22 protein-coding genes are annotated in these 22,235 nt (G+C 41.7%); 11 read left to right on the top strand and 11 right to left on the bottom strand.

Translation table 11 applies throughout. The features are described from left to right. Window positions 1-92 precede the first annotated feature (92 nt). The 6 genes from BM090_RS01225 to pyk form a co-directional block, all read right to left on the bottom strand. Entirely contained in the window at window positions 93-1,013 is a 921-nt protein-coding gene (locus tag BM090_RS01225; RefSeq protein WP_091506006.1) for an ABC transporter ATP-binding protein, read from the bottom strand. Window positions 1,014-1,078: 65 nt separating this feature from the next. After that, complete coding sequence (fabD, locus tag BM090_RS01220; RefSeq protein WP_091507776.1) at window positions 1,079-1,954, bottom strand: ACP S-malonyltransferase; 876 nt, start codon at window positions 1,952-1,954, stop codon at window positions 1,079-1,081. Window positions 1,955-2,211: 257 nt separating this feature from the next. Further along, complete coding sequence (locus BM090_RS01215; protein ID WP_091506003.1) at window positions 2,212-2,691, bottom strand: Mpo1 family 2-hydroxy fatty acid dioxygenase; 480 nt, start codon at window positions 2,689-2,691, stop codon at window positions 2,212-2,214. Between the two features lie 275 nt (window positions 2,692-2,966). Continuing rightward, a complete protein-coding gene (locus BM090_RS01210) occupies window positions 2,967-4,454 on the bottom strand; it encodes a phytoene desaturase family protein (protein WP_177199803.1) in 1,488 nt (495 codons plus the stop codon). A 138-nt stretch (window positions 4,455-4,592) separates the two neighbouring features. After that, the gene (gene serA / locus BM090_RS01205) at window positions 4,593-6,485 is read right to left on the bottom strand and encodes a phosphoglycerate dehydrogenase (RefSeq protein WP_091506000.1); all 1,893 of its coding nucleotides are present in this window, start codon (window positions 6,483-6,485) and stop codon (window positions 4,593-4,595) included. 355 nt (window positions 6,486-6,840) lie between these two features. Further along, window positions 6,841-8,280: a pyruvate kinase gene (pyk, locus tag BM090_RS01200; RefSeq protein ID WP_091505998.1), complete on the bottom strand. Its 1,440-nt coding sequence runs from the start codon at window positions 8,278-8,280 to the stop codon at window positions 6,841-6,843. Window positions 8,281-8,691: 411 nt separating this feature from the next. Between pyk and BM090_RS01195 the strand changes: the two genes are divergently transcribed. The 3 genes from BM090_RS01195 to BM090_RS01185 all read left to right on the top strand — a co-directional run bounded on the left by BM090_RS01195 (window position 8,692) and on the right by BM090_RS01185 (window position 10,655). Then, a complete protein-coding gene (locus BM090_RS01195; RefSeq protein WP_143083832.1) occupies window positions 8,692-8,937 on the top strand; it encodes a hypothetical protein in 246 nt (81 codons plus the stop codon). A gap of 218 nt (window positions 8,938-9,155) precedes the next feature. Next, window positions 9,156-9,713 (top strand): RNA polymerase sigma factor, encoded by a 558-nt coding sequence (locus tag BM090_RS01190; RefSeq protein WP_091505992.1) that lies wholly within the window; start codon window positions 9,156-9,158, stop codon window positions 9,711-9,713. Between the two features lie 6 nt (window positions 9,714-9,719). After that, window positions 9,720-10,655, top strand: a complete 936-nt coding sequence (locus tag BM090_RS01185) for a hypothetical protein (protein WP_091505990.1) — start codon at window positions 9,720-9,722, stop codon at window positions 10,653-10,655. A 75-nt stretch (window positions 10,656-10,730) separates the two neighbouring features. On the opposite strand, the gene BM090_RS01180 is transcribed toward BM090_RS01185, so the two are convergent. From BM090_RS01180 to BM090_RS01160, 5 genes are all read right to left on the bottom strand, one after another. Next, the gene (locus BM090_RS01180; RefSeq protein WP_091507769.1) at window positions 10,731-11,279 is read right to left on the bottom strand and encodes a DNA-3-methyladenine glycosylase I; all 549 of its coding nucleotides are present in this window, start codon (window positions 11,277-11,279) and stop codon (window positions 10,731-10,733) included. A 97-nt stretch (window positions 11,280-11,376) separates the two neighbouring features. After that, window positions 11,377-12,162 (bottom strand): haloacid dehalogenase type II, encoded by a 786-nt coding sequence (locus BM090_RS01175; RefSeq protein WP_091505987.1) that lies wholly within the window; start codon window positions 12,160-12,162, stop codon window positions 11,377-11,379. 80 nt (window positions 12,163-12,242) lie between these two features. Next, window positions 12,243-12,902 (bottom strand): hypothetical protein, encoded by a 660-nt coding sequence (locus BM090_RS01170; protein ID WP_091505984.1) that lies wholly within the window; start codon window positions 12,900-12,902, stop codon window positions 12,243-12,245. A gap of 4 nt (window positions 12,903-12,906) precedes the next feature. Continuing rightward, window positions 12,907-13,410, bottom strand: coding sequence for an RNA polymerase sigma factor (locus BM090_RS01165; RefSeq protein ID WP_091505982.1), 504 nt, complete (start codon window positions 13,408-13,410; stop codon window positions 12,907-12,909). Window positions 13,411-13,571: 161 nt separating this feature from the next. Then, the gene (locus BM090_RS01160) at window positions 13,572-14,666 is read right to left on the bottom strand and encodes an asparaginase (RefSeq protein WP_245756663.1); all 1,095 of its coding nucleotides are present in this window, start codon (window positions 14,664-14,666) and stop codon (window positions 13,572-13,574) included. Window positions 14,667-14,901: 235 nt separating this feature from the next. On the opposite strand from BM090_RS01160, the gene BM090_RS01155 reads away from it, so the two are divergent. The 8 genes from BM090_RS01155 to BM090_RS01120 all read left to right on the top strand — a co-directional run bounded on the left by BM090_RS01155 (window position 14,902) and on the right by BM090_RS01120 (window position 22,207). Beyond that, window positions 14,902-16,149, top strand: a complete 1,248-nt coding sequence (locus BM090_RS01155) for a serine hydrolase (protein ID WP_091505979.1) — start codon at window positions 14,902-14,904, stop codon at window positions 16,147-16,149. 153 nt (window positions 16,150-16,302) lie between these two features. Next, on the top strand, window positions 16,303-18,537 hold the full coding sequence (locus BM090_RS01150) for a TonB-dependent receptor plug domain-containing protein (RefSeq protein WP_091505976.1): 2,235 nt from the start codon (window positions 16,303-16,305) through the stop codon (window positions 18,535-18,537). Window positions 18,538-18,572: 35 nt separating this feature from the next. Next, window positions 18,573-19,100, top strand: coding sequence for a YfiR family protein (locus BM090_RS01145; RefSeq protein WP_091505974.1), 528 nt, complete (start codon window positions 18,573-18,575; stop codon window positions 19,098-19,100). 188 nt (window positions 19,101-19,288) lie between these two features. Beyond that, entirely contained in the window at window positions 19,289-19,837 is a 549-nt protein-coding gene (locus BM090_RS01140; protein WP_091505971.1) for an RNA polymerase sigma factor, read from the top strand. A 13-nt stretch (window positions 19,838-19,850) separates the two neighbouring features. Beyond that, window positions 19,851-20,420, top strand: coding sequence for a hypothetical protein (locus tag BM090_RS01135; protein ID WP_091505968.1), 570 nt, complete (start codon window positions 19,851-19,853; stop codon window positions 20,418-20,420). A 90-nt stretch (window positions 20,421-20,510) separates the two neighbouring features. Next, on the top strand, window positions 20,511-20,945 hold the full coding sequence (locus BM090_RS01130) for a hypothetical protein (protein WP_143083831.1): 435 nt from the start codon (window positions 20,511-20,513) through the stop codon (window positions 20,943-20,945). A gap of 242 nt (window positions 20,946-21,187) precedes the next feature. After that, entirely contained in the window at window positions 21,188-21,904 is a 717-nt protein-coding gene (locus tag BM090_RS01125; protein ID WP_091505963.1) for a pirin family protein, read from the top strand. Between the two features lie 3 nt (window positions 21,905-21,907). Further along, window positions 21,908-22,207, top strand: a complete 300-nt coding sequence (locus tag BM090_RS01120) for a hypothetical protein (protein ID WP_091505961.1) — start codon at window positions 21,908-21,910, stop codon at window positions 22,205-22,207. Window positions 22,208-22,235 lie beyond the last annotated feature (28 nt).

Genomic DNA, 22,235 nt, shown 5'->3' with positions numbered 1-22,235 from the left:
TTGAGCAAGTGCATTTATAATAAAAAAGAGATTATAGCTCCCCCATGGCCTGTGTCCTCACAAAACCATTTTTTTTGCCGTAAGCAACGGTTTTATATTTTTTCTGCTTCCTTCACTTTACTCACGAAAATTTGGCCAATAGTCGGGATTTGTTCGGCAAAATACAACACTTCGCCTTTTTCTAAAATACTGAATAACAGTTGATTGGCGGGCATCGCTGGCGGCAATTGTACTTCCATGCGCCAAACGTCGGCTTCGGGTTGCTCGCACGAAATCACTTGTACGGCACTGTCCAAAATGGGCGGTTGTGCTGCTTTTAGTTCCAACGCAAATACATTATTTTTGTATTCGTGGCGGATTTGGCGCGTAGCTCCGTCCAATATTTTTTGGGATTTGTTGATAAGAATAATGTGGTCGCAAAGCTCCTCGACAGACTCCATGCGGTGCGTCGAAAAAATCACGGTCGTACCTTCGGCTTTCAAGCGCAAAATTTCATCTTTTACGGCGTTGGCATTGATGGGGTCAAAACCCGTGAACGGTTCGTCCAGAATCAGCAATTTGGGTTGGTGCAAAACCGTCGCCACAAATTGTACTTTTTGCTGCATTCCCTTCGACAAATCCTCTACGTTTTTGTTCCACCATTCTTTCATCTCAAAGCGCGTGAGCCAGTCGCGCAGTTTGTCGATGGCTTCGGCTTTGCTCATGCCCCTGATTTGCGCCAAATACAAAAGCTGTTCGCCCACTTTCATTTTTTTGTAAAGGCCGCGTTCTTCGGGCAAATAGCCGATTTGGGTGGTGTGTGCGGGCGCAAGCGGTTGGCCATCAAACCAAATTTGGCCGCTATCGGCTGCCGTGATTTGCGTAATAATTCGAATCAAAGACGTTTTGCCCGCGCCATTTGGCCCCAACAAACCGCAAATTTGCCCTTCGGGAATCGTAAAACTCACGTCGTTGAGGGCGCAATGACTCGCATAATTTTTTACGATATGCTCGGCAACCAACAAATTTTTCATGCAATAGTCTGGTTATCAAACCTATAAGATTTTGAGGCCTTATAGGTTTGTTTGAATCAAAAAAATTATACGCTCGCTACTTGTACTTCTTTCGCGATTTTTTGTACCAAGCCTTGCAACACTTTGCCCGGCCCGCATTCTACAAATTCCGTTGCGCCATCGGCTACCATGTTTTGTACTGATTGCGTCCAGCGAACTGGGGCAGTAAGTTGCGCTACCAAATTAGCTTTGATAGTGGCCACGTCCGTAGAAGGTTGCGCGTTTACGTTTTGATAAATCGGGCAAACTGGCGCACTAAAGTTGGTTGCCTCGATAGCTGCCGCCAATTTCACGCGAGCAGGCTCCATCAATGGCGAGTGGAACGCACCGCCCACAGGCAACGGCAATGCACGTTTCGCACCTGCTTCTTTCATTTTCACGCAAGCCAAATCAATGCCTACTTTGCTACCCGAAATCACCAATTGGCCTGGGCAGTTGTAGTTGGCAGGCACTACGATTTCTTCCGTAATCGCAGCACAAACTTCTTCCACTTTCTCGTCGGCCAAACCCAACACGGCAGCCATCGTAGAAGGTACAGCTTCGCAAGCCTCTTGCATGGCCATTGCGCGTTGGTACACCAAACGCAAACCATCTGCAAACGACAGCGCACCAGCCGCCACCAACGCCGAAAACTCGCCCAGTGAGTGGCCAGCCACCATTTGCCCATCAAAAGAAGGCATGGTAAGTGCCTTTACGACAGAGTGTAAGAAAATAGCAGGCTGCGTAACTTTGGTTTGTTTGAGTTCTTCGTCCGTACCAGTAAACATAATATCAGTGATACGAAAACCTAAAATTTCGTTAGCTTGTTCAAAAAGGTCTTTGGCTTGTGCCGAACTTTCGTAAAGGTCTTTGCCCATTCCCGAAAACTGCGAGCCTTGCCCAGGAAAAACGTATGCTTTCATGTTCGTTATATTTGAATATTTTTTGGTGTGAATGTGGCCAAACGTCCACAATAACAAGGCTTTACCGACCAAAGGCAAAACCAAATGAGCCACAATGTTAAGATTTGTTTGGGAAGGATTCAAACGATTGGGCAATTATCTATCCGAAAAAAGGAGTTAAAGTGTAGATTTTCAGAAGATTAAAGAATAAAAAATCGGTTGCCAAGCAAGCACCCCCGTACTCACTCGGCAACCGATACAGATATAATCAGAGAGATTTAGTATTTCAAGCCTACTTTTTTGTACACAAAACCCAACAACCACGCTGGGCCAATCATCAAAAATTGCAAATCCTTAAAGAATGACGGCTTTTTGCCTTCGACCTTGTGGCCGATAAACTGACCAATCCAAGCCACCACAAACACGGTGAGGCAAATTTGCCAAAGTGGCGTACTAAAATGCGTATTGATATACGCCACGCCCCACAGCGAAGCCACACTCACGGCAGCCATTCCCACAAACATCGCAGGAGAAACGCGCAGGTAAAACACTAAACCCGCTATCACGACCACTGTACCCAAATGCGCATACGCGGCCAAAGCCTCAGGAAAAACACTCGACAAGCTCACAGGAATACTGGCAAATAAGCCAATCACACAGAAAAAAATGGAAGGCACACAAATCGTATGAACGATTTTATTAAAAATGTTTTGGTGGCTCTCGGCGTATTCGTCGAACCAATTTTGCATACTTCTCATAAAACAGGTTATTAATTTGGTAGTATTTGTTAAAAAGTGCGCGACATGCTGCCGCTTTCCCAAATCTACAAAATATTATTTGAATTAATCAAGGCTTTTGGCAAAAATATTTTTGGTAGTTGTTTTGCAATATTCACATTTCAATAAAAATATTTTTCAATACAAAATACTATCTACCAAATATTTGAATCATTTACTTATAAAATAACATTGCATAAAACCGTTGATTTTAATTTTTATAACGTAATTCAATAAATATAAATTTTTTTATAAAATTACTTTAACCAATCGGTTTTTAATTTTTCGTAGGCAATCAGGCCGCTAAGCACCACACCAGGCACGCCTTGCCCAGGGTAGGCCGTATCGCCGCACAAATACGCGCCGTGTCCGTCCAGACGCGCATCGAGCATTTGCCAAGGCCGCACGGTTGCCAATTGCGGATAACCTCCCACAAAACCAAAGGCGCGAACCGTCCATTTTTCCCACGATTTGGCCGACGACGAATGCGTATAAAGCACGTCTTCGCGCCGCAAAAAGCCGCGTTTTTCCAGCAAAGCAAGTATTTGATTTTCCGTCTCGGTTTTATCGAAAGCCGCTTGCGCCGCAGGATTGGGGATATGCGTACTCACCGAGGCAATCACCACATCGGGCACATCGCTGCGCGTGAGGTCGGCGGGGTGGCTTAGGCTTACAAAAATGCTTTTGGAATCCAAATGCGGCAGTTGCTCAGGCAAATGTATTTGATGATGAATCGCCTCAAAATGGTGTTTTCTGCGAAAAGCAATGCCCATTTGAAAAGCAGAATTAAGTTTTTCGGACGGAAACAAGGCCTTGCGTAGCGCGTTTTGGCGCGGATTATTTGGGTAAATATCTGCAATGTTATTGGCAGGAATCCCTGACACCACAAAACGCGCTTGATAGGTATTTTTATTTGTAAAAATCTGATAACCAGTATTTTGCTTTTCTATATTCAATACCTTTTCGCGCACCTGCACTTGGCCGCCGCGCTGCTCAATGTAGCGCACCAAAGGCATTACCAAATTGATAAGGCCGCCGCGCACATAGTAGTTCGTGTAATTGGTGTAACAAAGTGCCGTTGCGCCAAACAATACATTGACTTCTGCGGCGTGGTTTTGTGCCGTGATAAGTAATTGCTCGTTGATGTAACGCACAAAACGCGAACTTTTATCCAAGCCGTAACGCTTTAAAAGCCAGTCTGTTGTACGAAACGAATACGCCCCATAACGCAGTTGTTCCCAACGAATATTGGACAACATCGGCCAAAGGTCGCGCAGGCTTGAAGGCGGAAAATGCCGTTGTGCCGTAGATGTTTGCCACACAAACTCACTGATTTTATAGCAAAATTCCCAAAATTGCGCTTGTGCTGTGGGCGAAGTTTCGGGAAAGGCACGTTGCGCTTCGGTTATCCAATGTTGAAGATTTTGGTATTTGTTAATAAGCTGTCCGTCAGGCAAATGTACTAGCATCGGCAAATCAAGCGGCACAAGGTCGGGCAACGAAATTCCTGTTTTTTGAAGCAAAAAACGTAGCGGCATGGCCTCATCCAAACCCACGACCGTCGTTGCGCCAGCCTCAAACACAAAACCTTTGCGCCAATACGAACTGGTACAGCCACCTACCAAATAATTTTGCTCCAGCACCTTTACTTTTAGCCCTTCGGCGGCCAGCAAACACGCGGCAGTAAGCGAACCCAAGCCGCTACCCACCAGCAATACATCTATGTCGTTTGGTTGTTGTTGCATAGCGTAAAAACTGAATCGGTGGCGTTTTGTTTGTAAAACAATGTTAGCAAAAACAGCTTTTACCTAAAGTTAAAATAAAAATCTCCTGCACATGTGCGCAGGAGATTTTCTCTCATCATTCCAAAAATATCAATTCTACTAATATAAAACCCTGAATTTAATTGTATTGGGTATCTCTTTAAGTGCCTTGATTACGTCTTTGTTGTATTGTTTGTCAATATCCGTAATCACGTAGCCGATAGTCTCATTTGTTTTGAGGTATTGACCAACAATGTTGATGTTGTGAGCCGCCAACACACTGTTAATCTTTGCCAAGATACCCGGAACGTTTTCGTGCGCGTGAATTAGCCTATGTGATGCACTAAATTCGGGTAGTTGTAAGTTCGGATAGTTTACACTACTGAATGTATTTCCTGTGTTAATGTACTCTATTATTTTTTCGGGAACAAATGTACCGATGTTTAATTGCGCTTCTTCTGTGCTTCCGCCGATATGTGGCGTTAGTATCACGTTTGGCAAGCCGCGCAAAGGCGTTTGAAATTCTTCTTGGTTGGTTTTTGGTTCGTAGGGGAACACGTCCACGCCTGCACCCAACACTTTTTTGCTTTTGATGGCTTCGACTAATGCCTCAATGTCCACCACATGACCTCTTGCAAGGTTCATAAATACGACACCGTCTTTCATGGCTTCAAATTCGGCTTTGCCAATCAAATTTGTATTTTCCTTGCGTCCGTCCACATGCAAAGAAACTACGTCGGCGAGGTTCAAAAGTTCGTGCAAGGAATGACATTTGCGGGCATTACCCAACGCGAGTTTGTCCACTGCATCATAATAATAGACTTGCATTCCCAAAGATTCGGCTAATACAGAAAATTGTGTGCCAATGTTGCCGTAGCCCACCAAACCTAACTTTTTACCACGAATCTCGAAACTATTGCCAGCCGATTTGTTCCAAATACCGTTGTGCGCTTGGTTGCTTTTGTCTGTTATGTTGCGAATGAGCATAATCATTTCGCCAATGGCCAATTCTACTACGCTGCGGGTGTTGCTGTATGGCGCATTGAAGGCCGCTACACCACGACGCAAACAAGCCTTTAAGTCAATTTGATTTGTTCCGATACAAAAAGCCCCCACCGCAATGAGTTTGTTGGCGTGTTCGAGAACTTTGGCCGTAACTTGGGTTTTGGAGCGTATGCCCAAAATAGAAACGTCTTTAATCTTTTCGCAAAGTTCGTCTTCGTCCAGACCGCCAGCCACTACTTCCACGTTGTAACCTTCCGTGCGGAACAGCTCGACCGCGTGCGGGTGGATATTTTCTAAAAGTAAAACGTTAATCCTGTTTTTGGGATAAGAAATTGCCATAGGGAGTTTATTGTCATATAAAAATTCATCCAACGTAGCGGCCACGTGGTCGGCAGCTTGTACCACTTTGTCGCGCTGTACGTTTTCTGTAAAAGCATAGAATTTGTTTGCAAGACCCGCTTCACGGATTTCGTAGTCCGTGTAGCCGTCGCCGATGACATAGACATCGCCTTGCAAGTTCATTTGTTTGAGCAAAATCACCTTTCCTCCATCTTTGCTTAGTGGGTTTTCGGTATCGAAGCCCGTAATGCGACCTTGCTCGTCGTAGGTGAATGTATTGGCGTAAACGTTTTGTGGCAAAATGCCGTATTCGGTTACGATAGGTACAATAAATTCTTTGAAACCACTGGAAACAATGTAGATACGGTCGGAAAGTTTTTCCAAAAACTCGCGATTGCGAATGAAAGAACCCGAAACTTTTGTCTTGAGTACGTCCACGAGTTGCGGAAGATGATGTTTGGAGGCTTCGAGCAAGTCCACACGGCGTTTGAGGGCTTCGGCAAAGGATAGTTGTCCGCTCATGGCCAAATCTGTGATGTCTTTTATTTCCGCTTGCTTGCTTGCGGCTTGCGGATTACCAGCAAGAGAGATAAGACTTAGCTCATCCATTGCTTCGACGCGCGTAAAAGTGCTATCAAAATCAATTACGATATAGATGTTTTTAGTCATGGCAGTTTTTTGGGCAAAATAAAGCCATAAACTTAACAAAAAGTAAAAACTATTGCGTTTTTTTTAATGCCAAAGAAGAATTTTTCAGAATATTCTATTCTAACTTATTTTGTTCAATAAGAAGAAAATCATTCGAAAAAAACAACAAATATGAAATAACAATGAGTTGAAAAAGTAAATATTAGGGAGAAAACGAATAGATGTGCCTTGTTTTTTTAAGGCAGCAGATGTGGTATCAAAAAAGGAGAATCGCAGTATTAAGACGTATCAAATTACTGTGATTCTCCTTTTTGATATAAAAATTAAGTATAATTTATTTTGTAAATAACAAATAATAAATAAGATTATTTGCGGTCTAAACCATGCTCACTTTAATCATATTTACGCGTTGGTTATTGCCCGATGTAACAGGAATAGTGGCCAAGTTAATAAACACATCTCCTTTTTTGAGGTGGTCAAGTTCTACTAACAAGGCTTTTACCTCTTCGATGGTTTCATCGGTAGGTTTTGTTCGCGCAAATTGTACCGTACGCACGCCCCACAAAAGACTTAGGCGCGTCATGAGGTGCGGGTGGCGCGTGAAAATAAAAATATTGGCTTTGGGGCGGTGCTGCGAAAGGCGATGCGCCGAATATCCCGAACTAGTAAGCGAGCAAATTGCTTTGGCTTTGGTGTCGTGTGCCAAACTGCAAGCCTGCGCAATGAGGCTATCGGCCAAGAAATATTCGGAAGTCGTATCTATCGCAAATTTTTTGTCATAAATAGAATCTAGATTTTCTTCAATTTCCTTGATGATTCTGACCATACTTTGCACAGACTGCAACGGATATTTTCCTGAGGCACTTTCGGCACTAAGCATCACGGCATCTGCTCCGTCCATCACGGCATTGGCTACGTCACTGGCTTCGGCACGTGTCGGGCGCGGATTGGTAATCATGCTTTCGAGCATTTGTGTTGCCACGATTACGGGTTTGCCCGCGTCGTTACATTTCTTTACCAACGTCTTTTGGATAACAGGCACTACTTCCATCGGAAGTTCAACCCCCAAATCGCCACGGGCGACCATAATGCCATCCGAAACAGCCAAGATTTCATCTATATTTTCTACGGCTTGCGGCGTTTCGATTTTGGCGATGAGTTTGGTATGTTTTCCCTGTTGTTTGATAATCTCCTGAACAGCCAATACGTCTGCGGCAGTGCGCACAAACGAAAGAGCAACCCAGTCAATATTATTCTCAAGACCAAACATTAGGTCTTTGTAATCTTTTTCGGGTAGTGAAGAGGCCGAAACTTGGCTGTCTGGCAGGTTAATTCCTTTACGAGACTTCATGATGCCGCCATAAATCACCATACAAACTACTTCGCGAGCAGTTTTGGAGATCACGCGCAACTCCAAGTTGCCATCATCAATTAATACGCGGTGCCCCACTTCTACGTCTTGTGGCAAAGCCTGATAGCTAGTGCTTACGCGTTCGCTAGTACCTTCTGCAATGTGGTCAATGGTAATGGTTAGGTGTTTGCCTTCTTCGAGCAGCACGCCATTATTGGCCACCGTTTCCACACGAATTTTAGGCCCTTGAAGGTCTTGCAATAGGGCTACGCAAGTTCCAAGTTCTTGGTTGAGTTCGCGTACGAACTGGATTTTTTGCGAATGTTCTTCAGGGCTTTTGCTGTGCGAAAAATTAAGTCTGAACACATCTACACCCGCTTCTATGAGTTCCTGAATTTTTGGGCGTGTATCAGAGGCAGGGCCTAAGGTTGCAACAATTTTTGTTTTGTTAAAGAGAATTTCCATTGTTATTTGTGGGTTTATTGTGTTGAATTATTTTTTTGGAAATAGTTTGGCGTAGAATCTTTTTGGTTACGATGCTGCAATATAAATAGATTCCTACAAAAAAAATGTATAATCAGTTTTTAGATTTTGGAAAGATTTAGTTTGTCGTAGCCTTCGGCAACGTTTGCCCAGAGTACAGAAAGAAAAGCAAACGTTTTAAATAGTGAAATTTTTTTTCAAAAAAAGGCACTGAAAATCAGTTGATTAAAAAATATTTTATTTTTTTTTGAAAAGCGTGTCACCCTTTTTGCCTTCGAGAAACGTCTTGTATAAAATTTAGTTCATTATTCACCTTATAAATCTATTAGACAAATGGAGTACAATGCTTATGAAATTACGTTTCTGTATGACAGGGTATATCATGATTCTGTCATGAAATTAGTACAGTCAGTAAACGAAGAGGGTTTTAGCTGTGGTGTATTTGTCTCAGAGGGCACTTATGTTACTTATGATCCTGTACAAAGAAGACTGTTGCAACACTTGTTTGAATTTGTCAAATTTTGGCCTCCATCAAAACCAATGGATCCGCCTCCGCCATCTTTGTTTGACAGGCTGGCTGATGCCACAAAAGGTACAGGTATGGGCTGGACTACAGAGCTTTCTATTGTGCGCCGATAAGCTTTAGGGGTTACTCTTAAAGTTTTATAAATAAAACTGTGTAATACAATAAGTTTTAGACACTCTATATTTCTTTTAAAAAAAACCACTCTATTTTATATATTGCACTGTAAAGTTTGGATACTTTATATTTGAAAAATGTCATTTAGCCGCTATATTGCCGTTTGTAAATACAGAACCTTTCTCAAAACAACGCCATCTTTAAAGCTAAGTGCATTATGAAAATGAGTAATTCTCAATCCGAAACAGAGCTATTTGAAGCATATTGCCAAGGGCAGCAGGAAGCGTTAGGGGTACTGTACTTGCGCTTAGAAAAGGTACTATTATTGCATAGCTATCGTATCTGTGAAGATAGGGAGATGGCGCATGATTGTGTTGCAGAACTTTTCGAGTATTTGCTTCAGCAATCATCACAAGAGCGAAATAAATTTATTGCTTCCAATTCGTTGGTTAATGTGCAGGGCTGGTTTTACACGCTTATTAAAAACAGAACTCTTGATGCTATGCGCCACAAGGCCATGCGCAAACGTTCTTATTTTGAGTTTGGGCGGTGGCTTTTGGGCGGGAATGGCCACAACGAAATATCAACAGGGGACTATGATAAAGAAAAGTTGTTGGCTTTGCTCTCTGCGCGAGAGAAAGAAGCATTTGAGTTATATGCAGATGGACATCAGTATCAGCAAATTGCCGACCGTTTGGATATTTCATCTGACACCGTAAAAACACTGATTAGACGGGGCAAAGAGAAATTACGCAGATTAAAAAATTTAATTTAATTGGACATGAAAAATATCACATCGGCTGCGACGAACCACTCCAGCGCAAGCGAACACTTATCTTTCGAAACACTGAAGAGCTATGCTAAAGGCTCTTTGGACATATCAGAAAAACAGCACATTGACGATCACTTGAGGGAGTGTAATCATTGCAGTCTTATTCTGAGTGATATTACATTTTTTTTAGAAAAAAATCAAAAATCTACTGAAGAGCTGGATGATTTCCTGCAAAAAAATACCAGAAGAAATTTTAATAAAATCTTGGCTAACCATAAAAAACGTAGCAAGTTTTATGTCCGCCCTTTACAAGCTGTGGCTGTTGTGGCAGTGCTTGCGCCATTGGTTTGGCTTTGGTACCAGTACAACAATCTCTCTCAAGCATTGAATCAGCAAAGCCCTTTGGCTATCAATATTGATACTGTCGGAAGGGAGGCTGCGCGTTATAAACCCTCTGATTTTAGTATGAGACCCACTACACTACCTGAGGCACAAGGTACAGTAGCACAAAATAATTTAAATACCCCCTCTAGTAAGGCTATAGCGTCACACAAAAAAGATATAGAAAAAAGTGTAACACAACCATCTGAAAATCAGTGGATAGCTGCTAATTTCGCAGAAAATGCTTCTTGGGATAATATGATGAATTTGAATGTAAGAAGTAACAACAATGAAAAAATTGTAGTAGAGCCAATTGAATACGCAGAAATTACCGATAACTTCCACATAAAATGGGTGGATGGCTTTGACCCTGAAAGTGAAAAATTAACCATTGTGATTTATAACAATAAAGCTAAAAAGGTTTTTAGCTTTGAAACATCTGAAACAGAATCGGTTAATCTGAAAAAACAAAATTTACCAGATGGACTTTATTACTGGGTTTTGGAAAATGAAAATGCCAGTATTTTGCAGCACGGCAAATTCTTTTTGGGGCACAAACTATAACAAGCAACCACACGTATATAAATCAAACGGGGTATAGGCTTTTTACAGTCTATTCCCCGTTTTTCTTGTTACAAATTATTGTACCCACTTGGGTTTTTGCTCTAAAATTTGGGAATGAATCGGGCAGTTTTCGGCGTGTGCGCCGTGCAAATACCCGATACTCATCAGAAATTCGTTCACAATCTCGCCGCCTGTAAACCGAAATGTTTTCTTAAAGAGTTTTACCCATTCGTCTTTGCTGAGCGGATGGTGTAGCTCTAGCCATTGGTCAAACGAACCGTGTTGCGCCTGAAGTTGCTGTATGGCTTTGGCATTCTCTATGGCCGCATTGATTTTCAGTTTGTTGCGGATGATTCCTTGATCTTGAAGCAAACGTTCGCGGTCTTGGTCGGTGTAAGCGGCCACCCGTGCAATCTCAAAATTATCGTAAGCTACCCGAAAGGAGGCTTCTTTTTTTAGAATCGTTTCCCAGCTCAAACCTGCTTGATTGATTTCCAATATTAAGCGGCCAAACAGTTCGTTATCGTCAGAAATTGGAAACCCATATAGTTTGTCATGGTAGTTTTGATGCAAAGTTTTGCGCTCCGATGGCGGCAAATTGGCAATGAAGTTACAGTAAGACATTTGGTTTGTTATTGTATAAAAGTTATGTCTGACATTCGAAATGAGTCTATTTTGTTGATTGTCAGTATGATATAATGCTTGTATGGTTTTGGTCATATTACAACGCAACTATTTCTTTGGCTACTTTGAGCAAATCCTTTTGGTTGATTTGTGGGGTAGGAGCCAACGGGAACAATTGTTGTCCTGCTCGTGCAATAAAAGCACCTTGCCAGCCTGCCCAAAGAGCACCTGCAATGTCCCAGCCGTGCGCGGCCACGAGCATACAATCACTATTTTGGACTTGCATTTTGCGTGCTGCCCAATGATATACTTCCGTGTCGGGTTTGTATTTCCCATAATCTTCTACACTAATGCTACCGTCGAAAAGTTGTATGATGCCTGCATTTTTCAACTGCTGCGCAACGGCCTTATTGGAAGAATTGGTAAAGGAAATGAGGGTGTATTTATGTTGTTTTAATAGTTCCAAAGCCTCTTTTACTTCGACGTGTGGTTGTAGCGATAGGATAGGTTTTACGGCATTTTTTGCGTCTTCTTCCGTAAGCACGATACCATTGTTTTGGGCTACCATTATTAGGGTAGCAGCTCCTATTTTCCCAAAATCAAAATACTGACCAGCTACCGTTGCCACCAACGAATATTTGAGCATGGTGGTAAACCACAGACTTCCAAGTTCTTTTTGGCCGCCGAGCGTTTTTACGACTGAGCGTTTGAGTGGTTCTAAATCCAATAGTGTTTCATTGACATCAAAGAAAATAACTTTGGGTTTGGATAGAGTATTGGCTGTTGCCGTAACTGTCTCATTTTCTGCTGTTGCCGCAATGGGAACAAAAGGTAATAACCCTAATGGAATTGATTTTTTAAGGAAAGTTCGTCTGTTATTCATCTCTCATTTATGTTTGATTGCTCCCAATAAAACGAATATTTTGGAACGAATGGTATAAATCAATAGGAGGAGATTGGATTTTATTCTTCCCGAAATGCGTCCAATTCTTTATAAAAATTGAGGGCTTTGGCAATGGCAGCTGCTCCCGAACCAGAAATCATGATTCTGAACCATTTTTTGTTCAAATTTTCGGGTTTGTGCTGGTTGTATAGCCAATACGAAAAATAAATAAGTCCGCCTGTCATGCAGCACTGAAAAATCAGATATACGGTATCTACTTGTGCAGGAAACCAACGATTACTCAAATAAAAAGTAGAGTAAAAAGGAAATTGTAAACACATAAATTTGGCGTGATTGATAATAGACAACTGAATATCTAAAAGTTGTTGTTGTATCAATACAACATTATTATCATAATTTATTTTATTGACTAAATAAATATGGCGGATATAATCCGAAAAACCTTTGAGGTTAATCACAAAAATAGCCCCAACAGACGCTATAAAATAATTCCAGCCAGATGAATAATAAGTAATTGCATAATATAGCCCATAACCAAGTAAAAGTAAGTACAATACGAAGCCAATAATTCCTTGTACTTTAAATCTAATGAGGCTATTTAACGATGATTTAGCTTTCTGATTTATCAGCTCAATCAACATTAAGTCATTCATTTTTAGGGCTTTTTCGAGTTTTGCGTCTTGGCTTTTCCAAAGTGCAATCAAATCGTTGTATTCCATTGTATTAAGTGTTTTGAAGGTGAGTAATTTTTTGTTTTAATAATTGTTTTATTCTGCTGATTTTGGTGGAAATATTAGTTTCTGAAATGCCGAGTATTTCCGAAATTTCTTTGTAGCTTTTTTCTTCTAAATAAAGCAATATCAAGGCTTTGTCTAATTCTTTTAGTTGAAAAATCGCTACTTGTAAAATCGTTAAATTACTTTCTGGCTGCTCCGAAATATCTTGTTCAGATAGCTCAAAAAAGTTATCATTTATTGTATTATTTATTTTTTTTCGACTTACTTCTTTTCTCAAAAAAGAAATAGAAACATTGAGCGCGATGCGGTATATCCATGTAGAATATTTGAAAGTTGTATCGTATTTTTCAAACGATTTCCAGAGCTGAATAATAATTTCTTGCGCCAAATCTTTGCGGTCTTCGGCATCGGCACAATACGAATTAACTATTTTGTAAATAATACCTTTATGCTGCCGCACTACCGAAAGAAATTCACCTGATTTGTTCATCTAAACAATATTTATTTGTATCAATGATTTTCGTTTTTGTACAATTATTCGCAAGGCAATGCTAAATGTCACAGTTTCATTTCTTTTTTTACAAAAAAAATCCCTGCCAAAACAAAAGCGTCTTGGCAGGGACATGAAATATTTAAACGATAGAGAGAAAATTAAACAGTCATTTCTCCTCTAATAGCTCTTGTTAAGTTGCGTTTTACGTCACCGTAGCTGTCATCGTTGCCCAGTAAGAACATGAGTTTGGTTACGGCGGCTTCTGTGGTGATGTCGCCACCGCTCAACACGCCAATTTGCATGAGTGATTTGCTGGTTTCGTAGCGGCCTTGCATGACCGTTCCGCCATTGCATTGCGACACGTTATAGACAATAATGCCTTTGTTAATGGCTTTTTTGAGGCTTTCGATAAACCACGACTCCGTTGGCGCATTACCCGAACCATACGTTTCGATTACCACGCCTTTCAGATTGGGCAAGTTGATAATGCTTTCTACAATTTCGGGGCCTACACCAGGGAAGAGTTTGAGAATAGCCACACGCGTATCCATTTTCTTGTACACCTTAAGCGTACTAAATGGCTGGTAAGGCTTGATTACCAGACTATTATAATCTATACGGATACCGCATTCGGCCAGTGCTGGATAGTTGGCCGACTCAAATGCTCCGAATTGCGCACTTTCTACTTTTTTGGCACGATTGCCGCGCAGCAGTTTGTTATTGAAATAAATACAAACTTCCGTTACCAGCGGCCTGCCGTCTTTGCGAGCAGCAGCGATTTCGAGTGCCGTAATGAGGTTTTCGCGTGCATCGGTACGCACGGCACCAATTGGCAATTGCGCCCCCGTCAAAATTACGGGTTTGTTAAGATTTTCGAGCAAAAAGCTCAAAGCAGAAGCACTATACGCCATGGTATCCGTGCCGTGAATAATCACGAAACCATTGTATTTGGCATAATTTTCTTCAATAAGTGTAGCCAAGGCAATCCAGTGCGCAGGGCTTACATTCGCCGAGTCGATGAGCTGATTGAATGAAATAACCGTGAGGCTAAATCCAAAACGACTCAATTCGGGAATTTTATCAAGAATTTGCTCAAAATCAAAAGGCACTAAGTGCTTGCCTACTTCATCGAACACCATGCCCAATGTGCCACCCGTGTAAATCACCAAAATAGAGGCTTCCGCAGGTTTGGGCGCGGAAGTATTGATGTTTACGGTTTTGTAGTGAATTTTCTTGTAAAACAGTCGTTTCATTTGCGGTCAGATTACAGCCATTGTCAGCCGCAAGTTATCCAAGAATTACGCGACTTTAAAAGAAATAACATGAATTTATTTGAACAATCGTTGGCAAGGTTACCAAATATTATTTTTAGTCAAATTCTCTGGCGAAAGTACAATGTTTTTTTAGCCTGATTTTGTTCGGTACATCCTAAAGCACCTAATTTTGCGCAGGTGTTTTTGTTTATTTTCCTCAAACACCCAATTTTCTATGAAACACCTTAAATATTTTTGCTTAGTGGCCTGTATGTTGTGTTTTCGAACTGCCGTAGCCCAACCAGACAGCAGTCAAGCGCACTACACAGGTTTAGTGGATAGCCTTTTGCGTAGCAACGCGCCACTTTTCGGTAAAGTGCTGAACAATTTGCCCCATTACGACGTGCAAATTATTTACACGCGCATTTTTAGGGACAAAGACAATAAACCGCGTTTTGAGCATCACACATTCCAACTCGACACGACGCAATATTTCAATCCTGCTAGTACCGTAAAGCTGCCGAGCATCGCCCTGACACTGGAGAAACTAAATCATTTGCAGAGGAAAGGCGTTAAAATCTCTAAAAATGATATAATTGGGTGGGGTGCAACGCCTTGCCAACGTGCGCAAAAAGCATTTCCCGCGCGTCATACGTTGGCCGAATACATGAAACGAATGTTGTTGGTAAGTGATAACAATGGTTACAATCGTCTGTATGATTTTCTGGGGCAAGCTTACGTAAACGATCGTTTGGAGCAGTTGGGTTATAAAAATGCGCGTATCATTCAGAAATTCATGCCGTGTACGCCCGCAGGCAACTGCCAAACGCCTGTTTTTAGTTTTTATTCACCCAAAAAGAAATTGCTGTATAAGCAAGCTGCCGCTCACAACAGCCGCGAGTTATATGTGCCGTTGGCCAATACGCTGAAAGGAAAAGGTTATTACAGCGGTGGCCGATATGTGGCAGAACCATATCCGTTTACTTATTCCAATTTCTTGTCTTTGAAGAATTTGCATGACATCCTGACGGCCTTAATATTTCCGTATTCCGTGCCCAAAAGTCGTCGTTTTGACCTGACAACAGAAGATTATCAGTTTATCCGCAAATACATGAGTCGTTACCCGCGCGAGTCGGAATTTGCCGAATACAAACGCCGCCCTTACAACGACAGTTACAAAAAATACCTGTTGTATGGGCAACGCATGGACACGATTACGGACAATTTGCGGATTTTCAATATCGTGGGGCTATCGTATGGCTATCAGATTGACTGTGCTTATATAGCTGATTTTGAGAATAATACCGAATTTATGATTTCGGCTATTATTAATGTAAACGAAAACTGCGTTTACAACGACGGGGTTTATGCTTATGGCTTGGGTTTTAATTTCCTGAAAAATTTGGGGCAAGTAATTCGCCAGTACGAAAAGGCAACGCCCAAACCGAATCAACCAAATTTACGGATGTTTCAACAACTCTAATATCCGTTTGGAACAGAAATCTCAGTGATTTTATTACATACCCTGTTATTTGCAACAATAAAAAAGGGGCTTTGGTGTTAATATAGCCAAACGAACATGACTATTCTTCTTTATCTCAACAATTGTAAGTTAGACTACTAATCTTTACAAAAAATGAAACACAATAAATCTTTTTTAATATGTTTGGCAGCTCTCGTAAGTTGCTGGTTGTCTGGACAAAAGGCCTTAGCTCAAACAGCGCCAACTGCCCAAACGGATACACTTTCTAAGTATTACGACATGTCTATTGCGGACTTGGAAAAGCTCCGTGCTTCGGGTGTTTCCTCGGAGCTAGAAAAGCTCATCAACTCCATTGTGGGTGTGGCTTCCAAAAAATCGCTGTCGGCGCGTGAGTCGCCAAGCATCGTGAGTATGATTACGGCAGAGGAAATCCAGAAGTCAGGCGCACGTGATTTGATGGACGTTTTGCGTCAAGTGCCAGGTTTTGATTTTGGTTTGCAAGGCAACGGCATCGTGGGGCTGGGTGTTCGTGGCAACTGGGCGCACGAAGGCAAAGTGCTTTTGATGATAGATGGCCAAGAAATGAACGAAATTTTTAGCGCGTCTTTGACTTTTGGCAATCATTATCCTATCGAAAATATTCAGCGCATTGAGATTATTCGTGGGCCGGGTTCTGCTGTTTATGGCGGCTTTGCGGAGTTTGCGGTTATCAATATTATCACCAAAAAAGCGGAGCTGAATGGTATTTCGGCGGCTGTTACGGGTGGGCAAATGCAAGAGACATTAGGCCGTGCCAATGTACAAGTTTCGGCAGGCAAGAAAATTAAAAACTGGGAACTTGATGCTTCTGGATTTGTGGGAACAGCTAATCGCAGCGATAACAATGACTTTTTCTCTTTTTTTCCGAAGGGTATTTCTGGAAGAGGCGGCGATATTGACTCTTTGGGCAAATTCGTAACACTCAAAGACAAATCCAATATTCGGGATATGAATTTGAATGTTGGGGCAAAATACAAAGGCCTGAGTTTTAGGACGATTTTGGATAAATATACATTAGAAAATCCTGCGTACATTAATAAAAAAGGACAAGGTATTCTTGACCAGTCGCTTAACTCTATTTATTCGGAGCTAAAATATGAAGCGAAGATTAGTAATAAATTGACACTTACACCGCGCGTGAACATTATTCTGCAAAACCCAGATGTAAGCATTAAAAACATACCAGACAGTGCAATGAGAGATTTGCCTAATTCACAATACGCAATGCGTTTGAAAAGTAATTTAACGGGTTCTTATGATTTTAATAGAAAGTTAAATGTCATTTTTGGTGGCGAATATTTTGAAGACCAAGCCTACGAAGAAGATAAAAGCACTAATGATTTGATAGATTCTACCAAAGTAGAATACAAAAATTTAGCATTTTTTGCACAAGGCACATACAAAACACGTTTGGCCAATATTATTGTAGGGGCACGCTATGATAAAAATACGCGCTATGGCGAAGCGTTTGTGCCTCGTTTAGGGATTACCAAGAAAATCAAACGATTCAATTTCAAGGCTTTGTATAGTCAGGCATTCCGTGCGCCAAGTATCCAAAACGTAAAATTGGCTTATGATGGACAATATACATTAGGGACACGACCTGACGGTTCGGTTGATTCTACAGCCGTAATTGGTGAGCAAGTGACCTTGAAGCCCGAAAAAACTTCTGTATTTGAAATTGAGGTAGGTTATCAGCTCACGCGCGATATGTTCCTGACGGCTAATTTCTATGAAATTACTACCCGAAATGCAATTGTGTATTATAGCACTGAAACTACGCACCAAAGCGTGTATAGCAACTTCAAAAAAACAGGTAGCCGAGGTGTCGAATTGGAATACAAAATCAGACAAAAGTGGGGCTATTTGAGTGCGAATTATGCCTTTTATTCTACAGGCGGCAAAGACTTGATAGGTGTGTATTCTGCACGCGAAGCAATTCAGAATAATGGTGCCATTAGTTTTGGCAATACTGTTACAAAAAATCTGTCATTAGGTTTCCCTGCGCATAAAGTTAATTTAAATGTTTCGTATAATATTACTAAAAAGCTGACAGTCAATCCATCAGCTTCATTTTATAGCAAACGTTATGGTTATGATATTGGCATAAAAAGCGATGGTAGCCCATATCCAAGACTTAGAACTTTTGACCCCGTTTTGTTGGCGAATGTGTTTGTACGCTACGAAAATATTGCCAACACTGGTCTTACGGCTGGCGTAGGCGTGTACGACTTATTTAATCAGCAATTTAAATATGTACAGCCTTATTATGGCCTGAGCACCCCGATGGCTGGTAGTTCGCGAGAATTTGTAGTAAAGCTTAATTACACACTACAAAGCAAAAAGTAGCAATCCATTTCTCCAACTAAACATCTTTTCTGAGCATGAAAAATCTTCTTATCAAAATATCTTTTGTACTGCTATTAGGCTTTGTGTCGATGGCTGCGCAAGCCCAAGAGATGAATTATAAAGCGCAATCGTTATTCTTATACAATTTCGTGAAGTATAGCAAATGGCCTTCCCCGCCCCTCAACAACGAGTTTGTGATTACGGTGGTAGGGGAGACTCCCCTCGTTGCGGAGCTACAAGCAATGGCCAAAATAAAAAAAACACCAGAAGGCTATAATATTGTGATTCGTAAGGCTAATACTGCCAACGATATTGGCACAACGCAGTTGGTGTATTTGGCCGACAACAAAAGCAAAGAACTAAAGCCGCTTTTGGAAAAAACCAAAGGCCAGCCTGTTTTGATTGTGGCCGAACGTGAGGGACTTACCAAAAAAGGCGCAGCTATTAATTTTGTAACGTTGGATAATGATATTTTAAAATTTGAACTAAGTCGGAAAATGCTCGAATCGCACAAACTCCGCATGGCGGGCGAATTGGTGCAACTAGCTTTGCTGGTGGACTAAAAATATTATTACTACCTAACTCAATCTCTCAGCCCCGCAGCGCAAGTTGTTGGGGCTGTTTGTTTTATGAATAAGATAGATTGTGAACCAAAACGCAAAACACAAGCGCATTGCAAGATTTTTGAAAGTATATTTAAACCTTTTTGTAAATTTTTGTTCCAACCTACACAAAACAACGACGAAGAAATTTGTTAGACGACGCAATCATTTTGGAGCAATTTGCTCAGCCCGACACGCGGCAGCAAGCCTTTAATGTCCTGATACAAAAATATCAGCGGCGCGTCTATTGGCACATTCGCAAAATGGTGATTGACCACGACGATGCCGACGACCTCACGCAAGAAACTTTTATTAAAGTGTGGCGTTATCTGCCCGATTTTAAGGAACAATCCAAGTTGTTTACGTGGATTTACAGAATCGCAACCAACGAATGTCTTACTTTTTTGAAGAAAAAACGCCAGCGTTTCTTTTTGCCCATCGTGGACGTGGAAGGAGAGCTGACGGCCAAACTCACGGACGGCGGCGCACAATTGAGCGGCGATGCCATTGAGCTAAAACTTCAGAAAGCAATACTTCGGCTACCCGAAAAACAGCGGTTAGTTTTTAACATGAAATACTACGACGAGTTGAAATATGAAGAAATCTCGGAAATCGTAGGCACGTCCGTAGGGGCATTAAAAGCTTCTTATCACTTGGCCGTCAAGAAGATAGAAGAATACATGAGCAAAACAGATTGATTTAGGTTAAAGTATGGAAAATATAAATAAAGGTTTTCGGTTGCCAGACAGGCCGCGCCAAACAGAGCCATTCGCTACGCCAGAAGGTTATTTTGAGCGGCTCGAAAAGCGTGTGGAAAATCGTATCGCAGGCGAAGAAGATTTGTTGTTTTTGCCAGCCAAACGCAATATTTTTACTACGCCAGCGCAATATTTTGAGTGGTTGCCTGCGCGTATTCAGGCGCGTATCGCCAACGCCAAAACGACGGCCAGCCGTTGGGATTGGTCGGTGCTGTGGAGTCCTGCGTATGGCGTGGCGGTGGCTTGCCTTGCACTGATGTTGGTGGCCTTATTTTGGACAAAACAAAACACGCTAAATAATGATGCTGCTATCGAAAAATCGTTGGCGGCCATTAGCACCGACGACGTGCAACAATATTTGCAGGACGAAGCCGAAACAGAATCTGCCGACATCATGGAATTTTATGCACAATCTGGCAAACCCATTGAAACAGAAATGATTGTGTTGCCTGAAGTAAGCCAAGATTCGCTGATAGAACAAATAGAACTGGAAGGTTTGCGCGACGAAGATTTGATAGATTAAGGATTACCAAGCACACATACATTAGCAATTCCCTTCATTTTCTCTTTTCTGATAAAGTAAAAATGATAACTCAACACGACAACAACGTACATGAAAAAGTATCTTATTTTGTTGGTAATGCTGTTTTGCGTAGGTCTGAAGGCGCAGGCGCAAAGTGAACGCCGCCAGCAGCGTATCGAAACCGCTAAAATTGCCATTATTACCAATCGGCTCAATCTTAATTCCGAACAAGCCAAAACGTTTTGGCCTGTTTACAATGAATACGTGTCCAAGCGCAAAGAAATTCGCAAATCCATGAAGCAATTGCGCGTAGAAAATGCCAATCTTGACGCGCCCGACGAAGAGTTGGTGGCCGATATGCGCAAGATGTTGGCGTTTCGGCGTTCGGAAGCGGATTTGGATAAAGAATATTTTGAAAAATTGCTCAAAGTGATTTCTCCGCGCCAGTTGGCTACGCTTTACAAAACCGAAAAAGAGTTTACCAAAATGCTCTTGAAACGGCTCAGAGGCGACAATGACGAATAAAAAAATATATTTAACTAATTGAAATACAATAATTTGATACTCGGTTGCGCTCATGTGTCTGGTACGCATAAGCGCAACCGAGTAGTGTTTTTGGGCTGGCCGCCAACGGACTTAATCTACCTTAATTTTTTTTCTTAATTTAGCTTATTGGCCAGCCATGCGGGAGGCTATACCTTTGCATTATCAAAATCAAACAGTCAGCAACACCAACAAACTAAAATTGACTGTCGGAGGATAATACAATGAAAAAGACCGTGTTACATAAAGCCAACACTCGTGGTATCGCCAATTTGGGTTGGTTAAAAAGTTTTCACTCCTTTAGTTTTTCTCATTATTACGAACCAACAAGAATGGGTTTCGGGGCATTGAGAGTGCTAAACGATGATGCAGTAGCGGCAGGTATGGGGTTTGGTAAACACCCACACGACAACATGGAAATTATTAGTATTCCGTTGGCTGGTGACCTTGAGCACCGCGACAGTATGGGAAATGTAGCCGTGATTCAGAACGGAGACATTCAGGTAATGAGCGCAGGAACAGGCATTTATCACAGCGAATACAACAAGAACAAAGACAGCGAAGTGAAGTTTTTGCAAATCTGGGTTTATCCAGACAAAAAGAATGTTACGCCACGTTATGACCAAATAACGCTCAGCGTTGCAGACCGCGAAAACAAATTTGAGCAAATCTTATCGCCCAATCCCGACGACGCAGGCGTTTGGATTCATCAACAAGCGTGGTTTCACTTAGCCAAGTTTGAGGCTGGCACAAAACAGACGTACAATTTCAAAAAGAACGGTAACGGCCTGTATGTGTTTGTGTTGAGTGGTAGCGTTTTGGCCGACGACCAAGCCCTTGACACGCGCGACGGCTTCGGTGTTTGGGACACAGATTCTGTAACTTTTACGGCTACTTCCGACGCAGAATTTTTGTTAATGGAAGTACCAATGTACGAATAAACAATGGAAGACAATACGAATATACTGGTCTTTGGTGCGAACGCGGATATTTTGGAAGTGCTGCACAGGGTGATTAACAACCAAACCCAATGGAAAGCACAAACCATACAGCCTGACGTTGATGCTTGGCCAGTAGGATTACCCAACCTAAAGTTAGTGCTGCTCAGTAGCGGCCTGACCGAAGCGCAGGAACAGCACATACGCCAAACCGTACAAACGCAATGGCCTGCTGTGCCCGTCGTGCAACATTATGGGGGAGGGAGTGGTCTTCTTTTTGGTGAATTAAAACAATATTTATCTTAATAAAAACATTTATAACATTTTAAAATTT

The organism is Flexibacter flexilis DSM 6793 (genome assembly GCF_900112255.1).
GTDB lineage: Bacteria > Bacteroidota > Bacteroidia > Cytophagales > Flexibacteraceae > Flexibacter > Flexibacter flexilis.
Note: the sequence above shows the minus strand (reverse complement) of the source record. Positions and strands in the feature narration are given on the sequence as shown.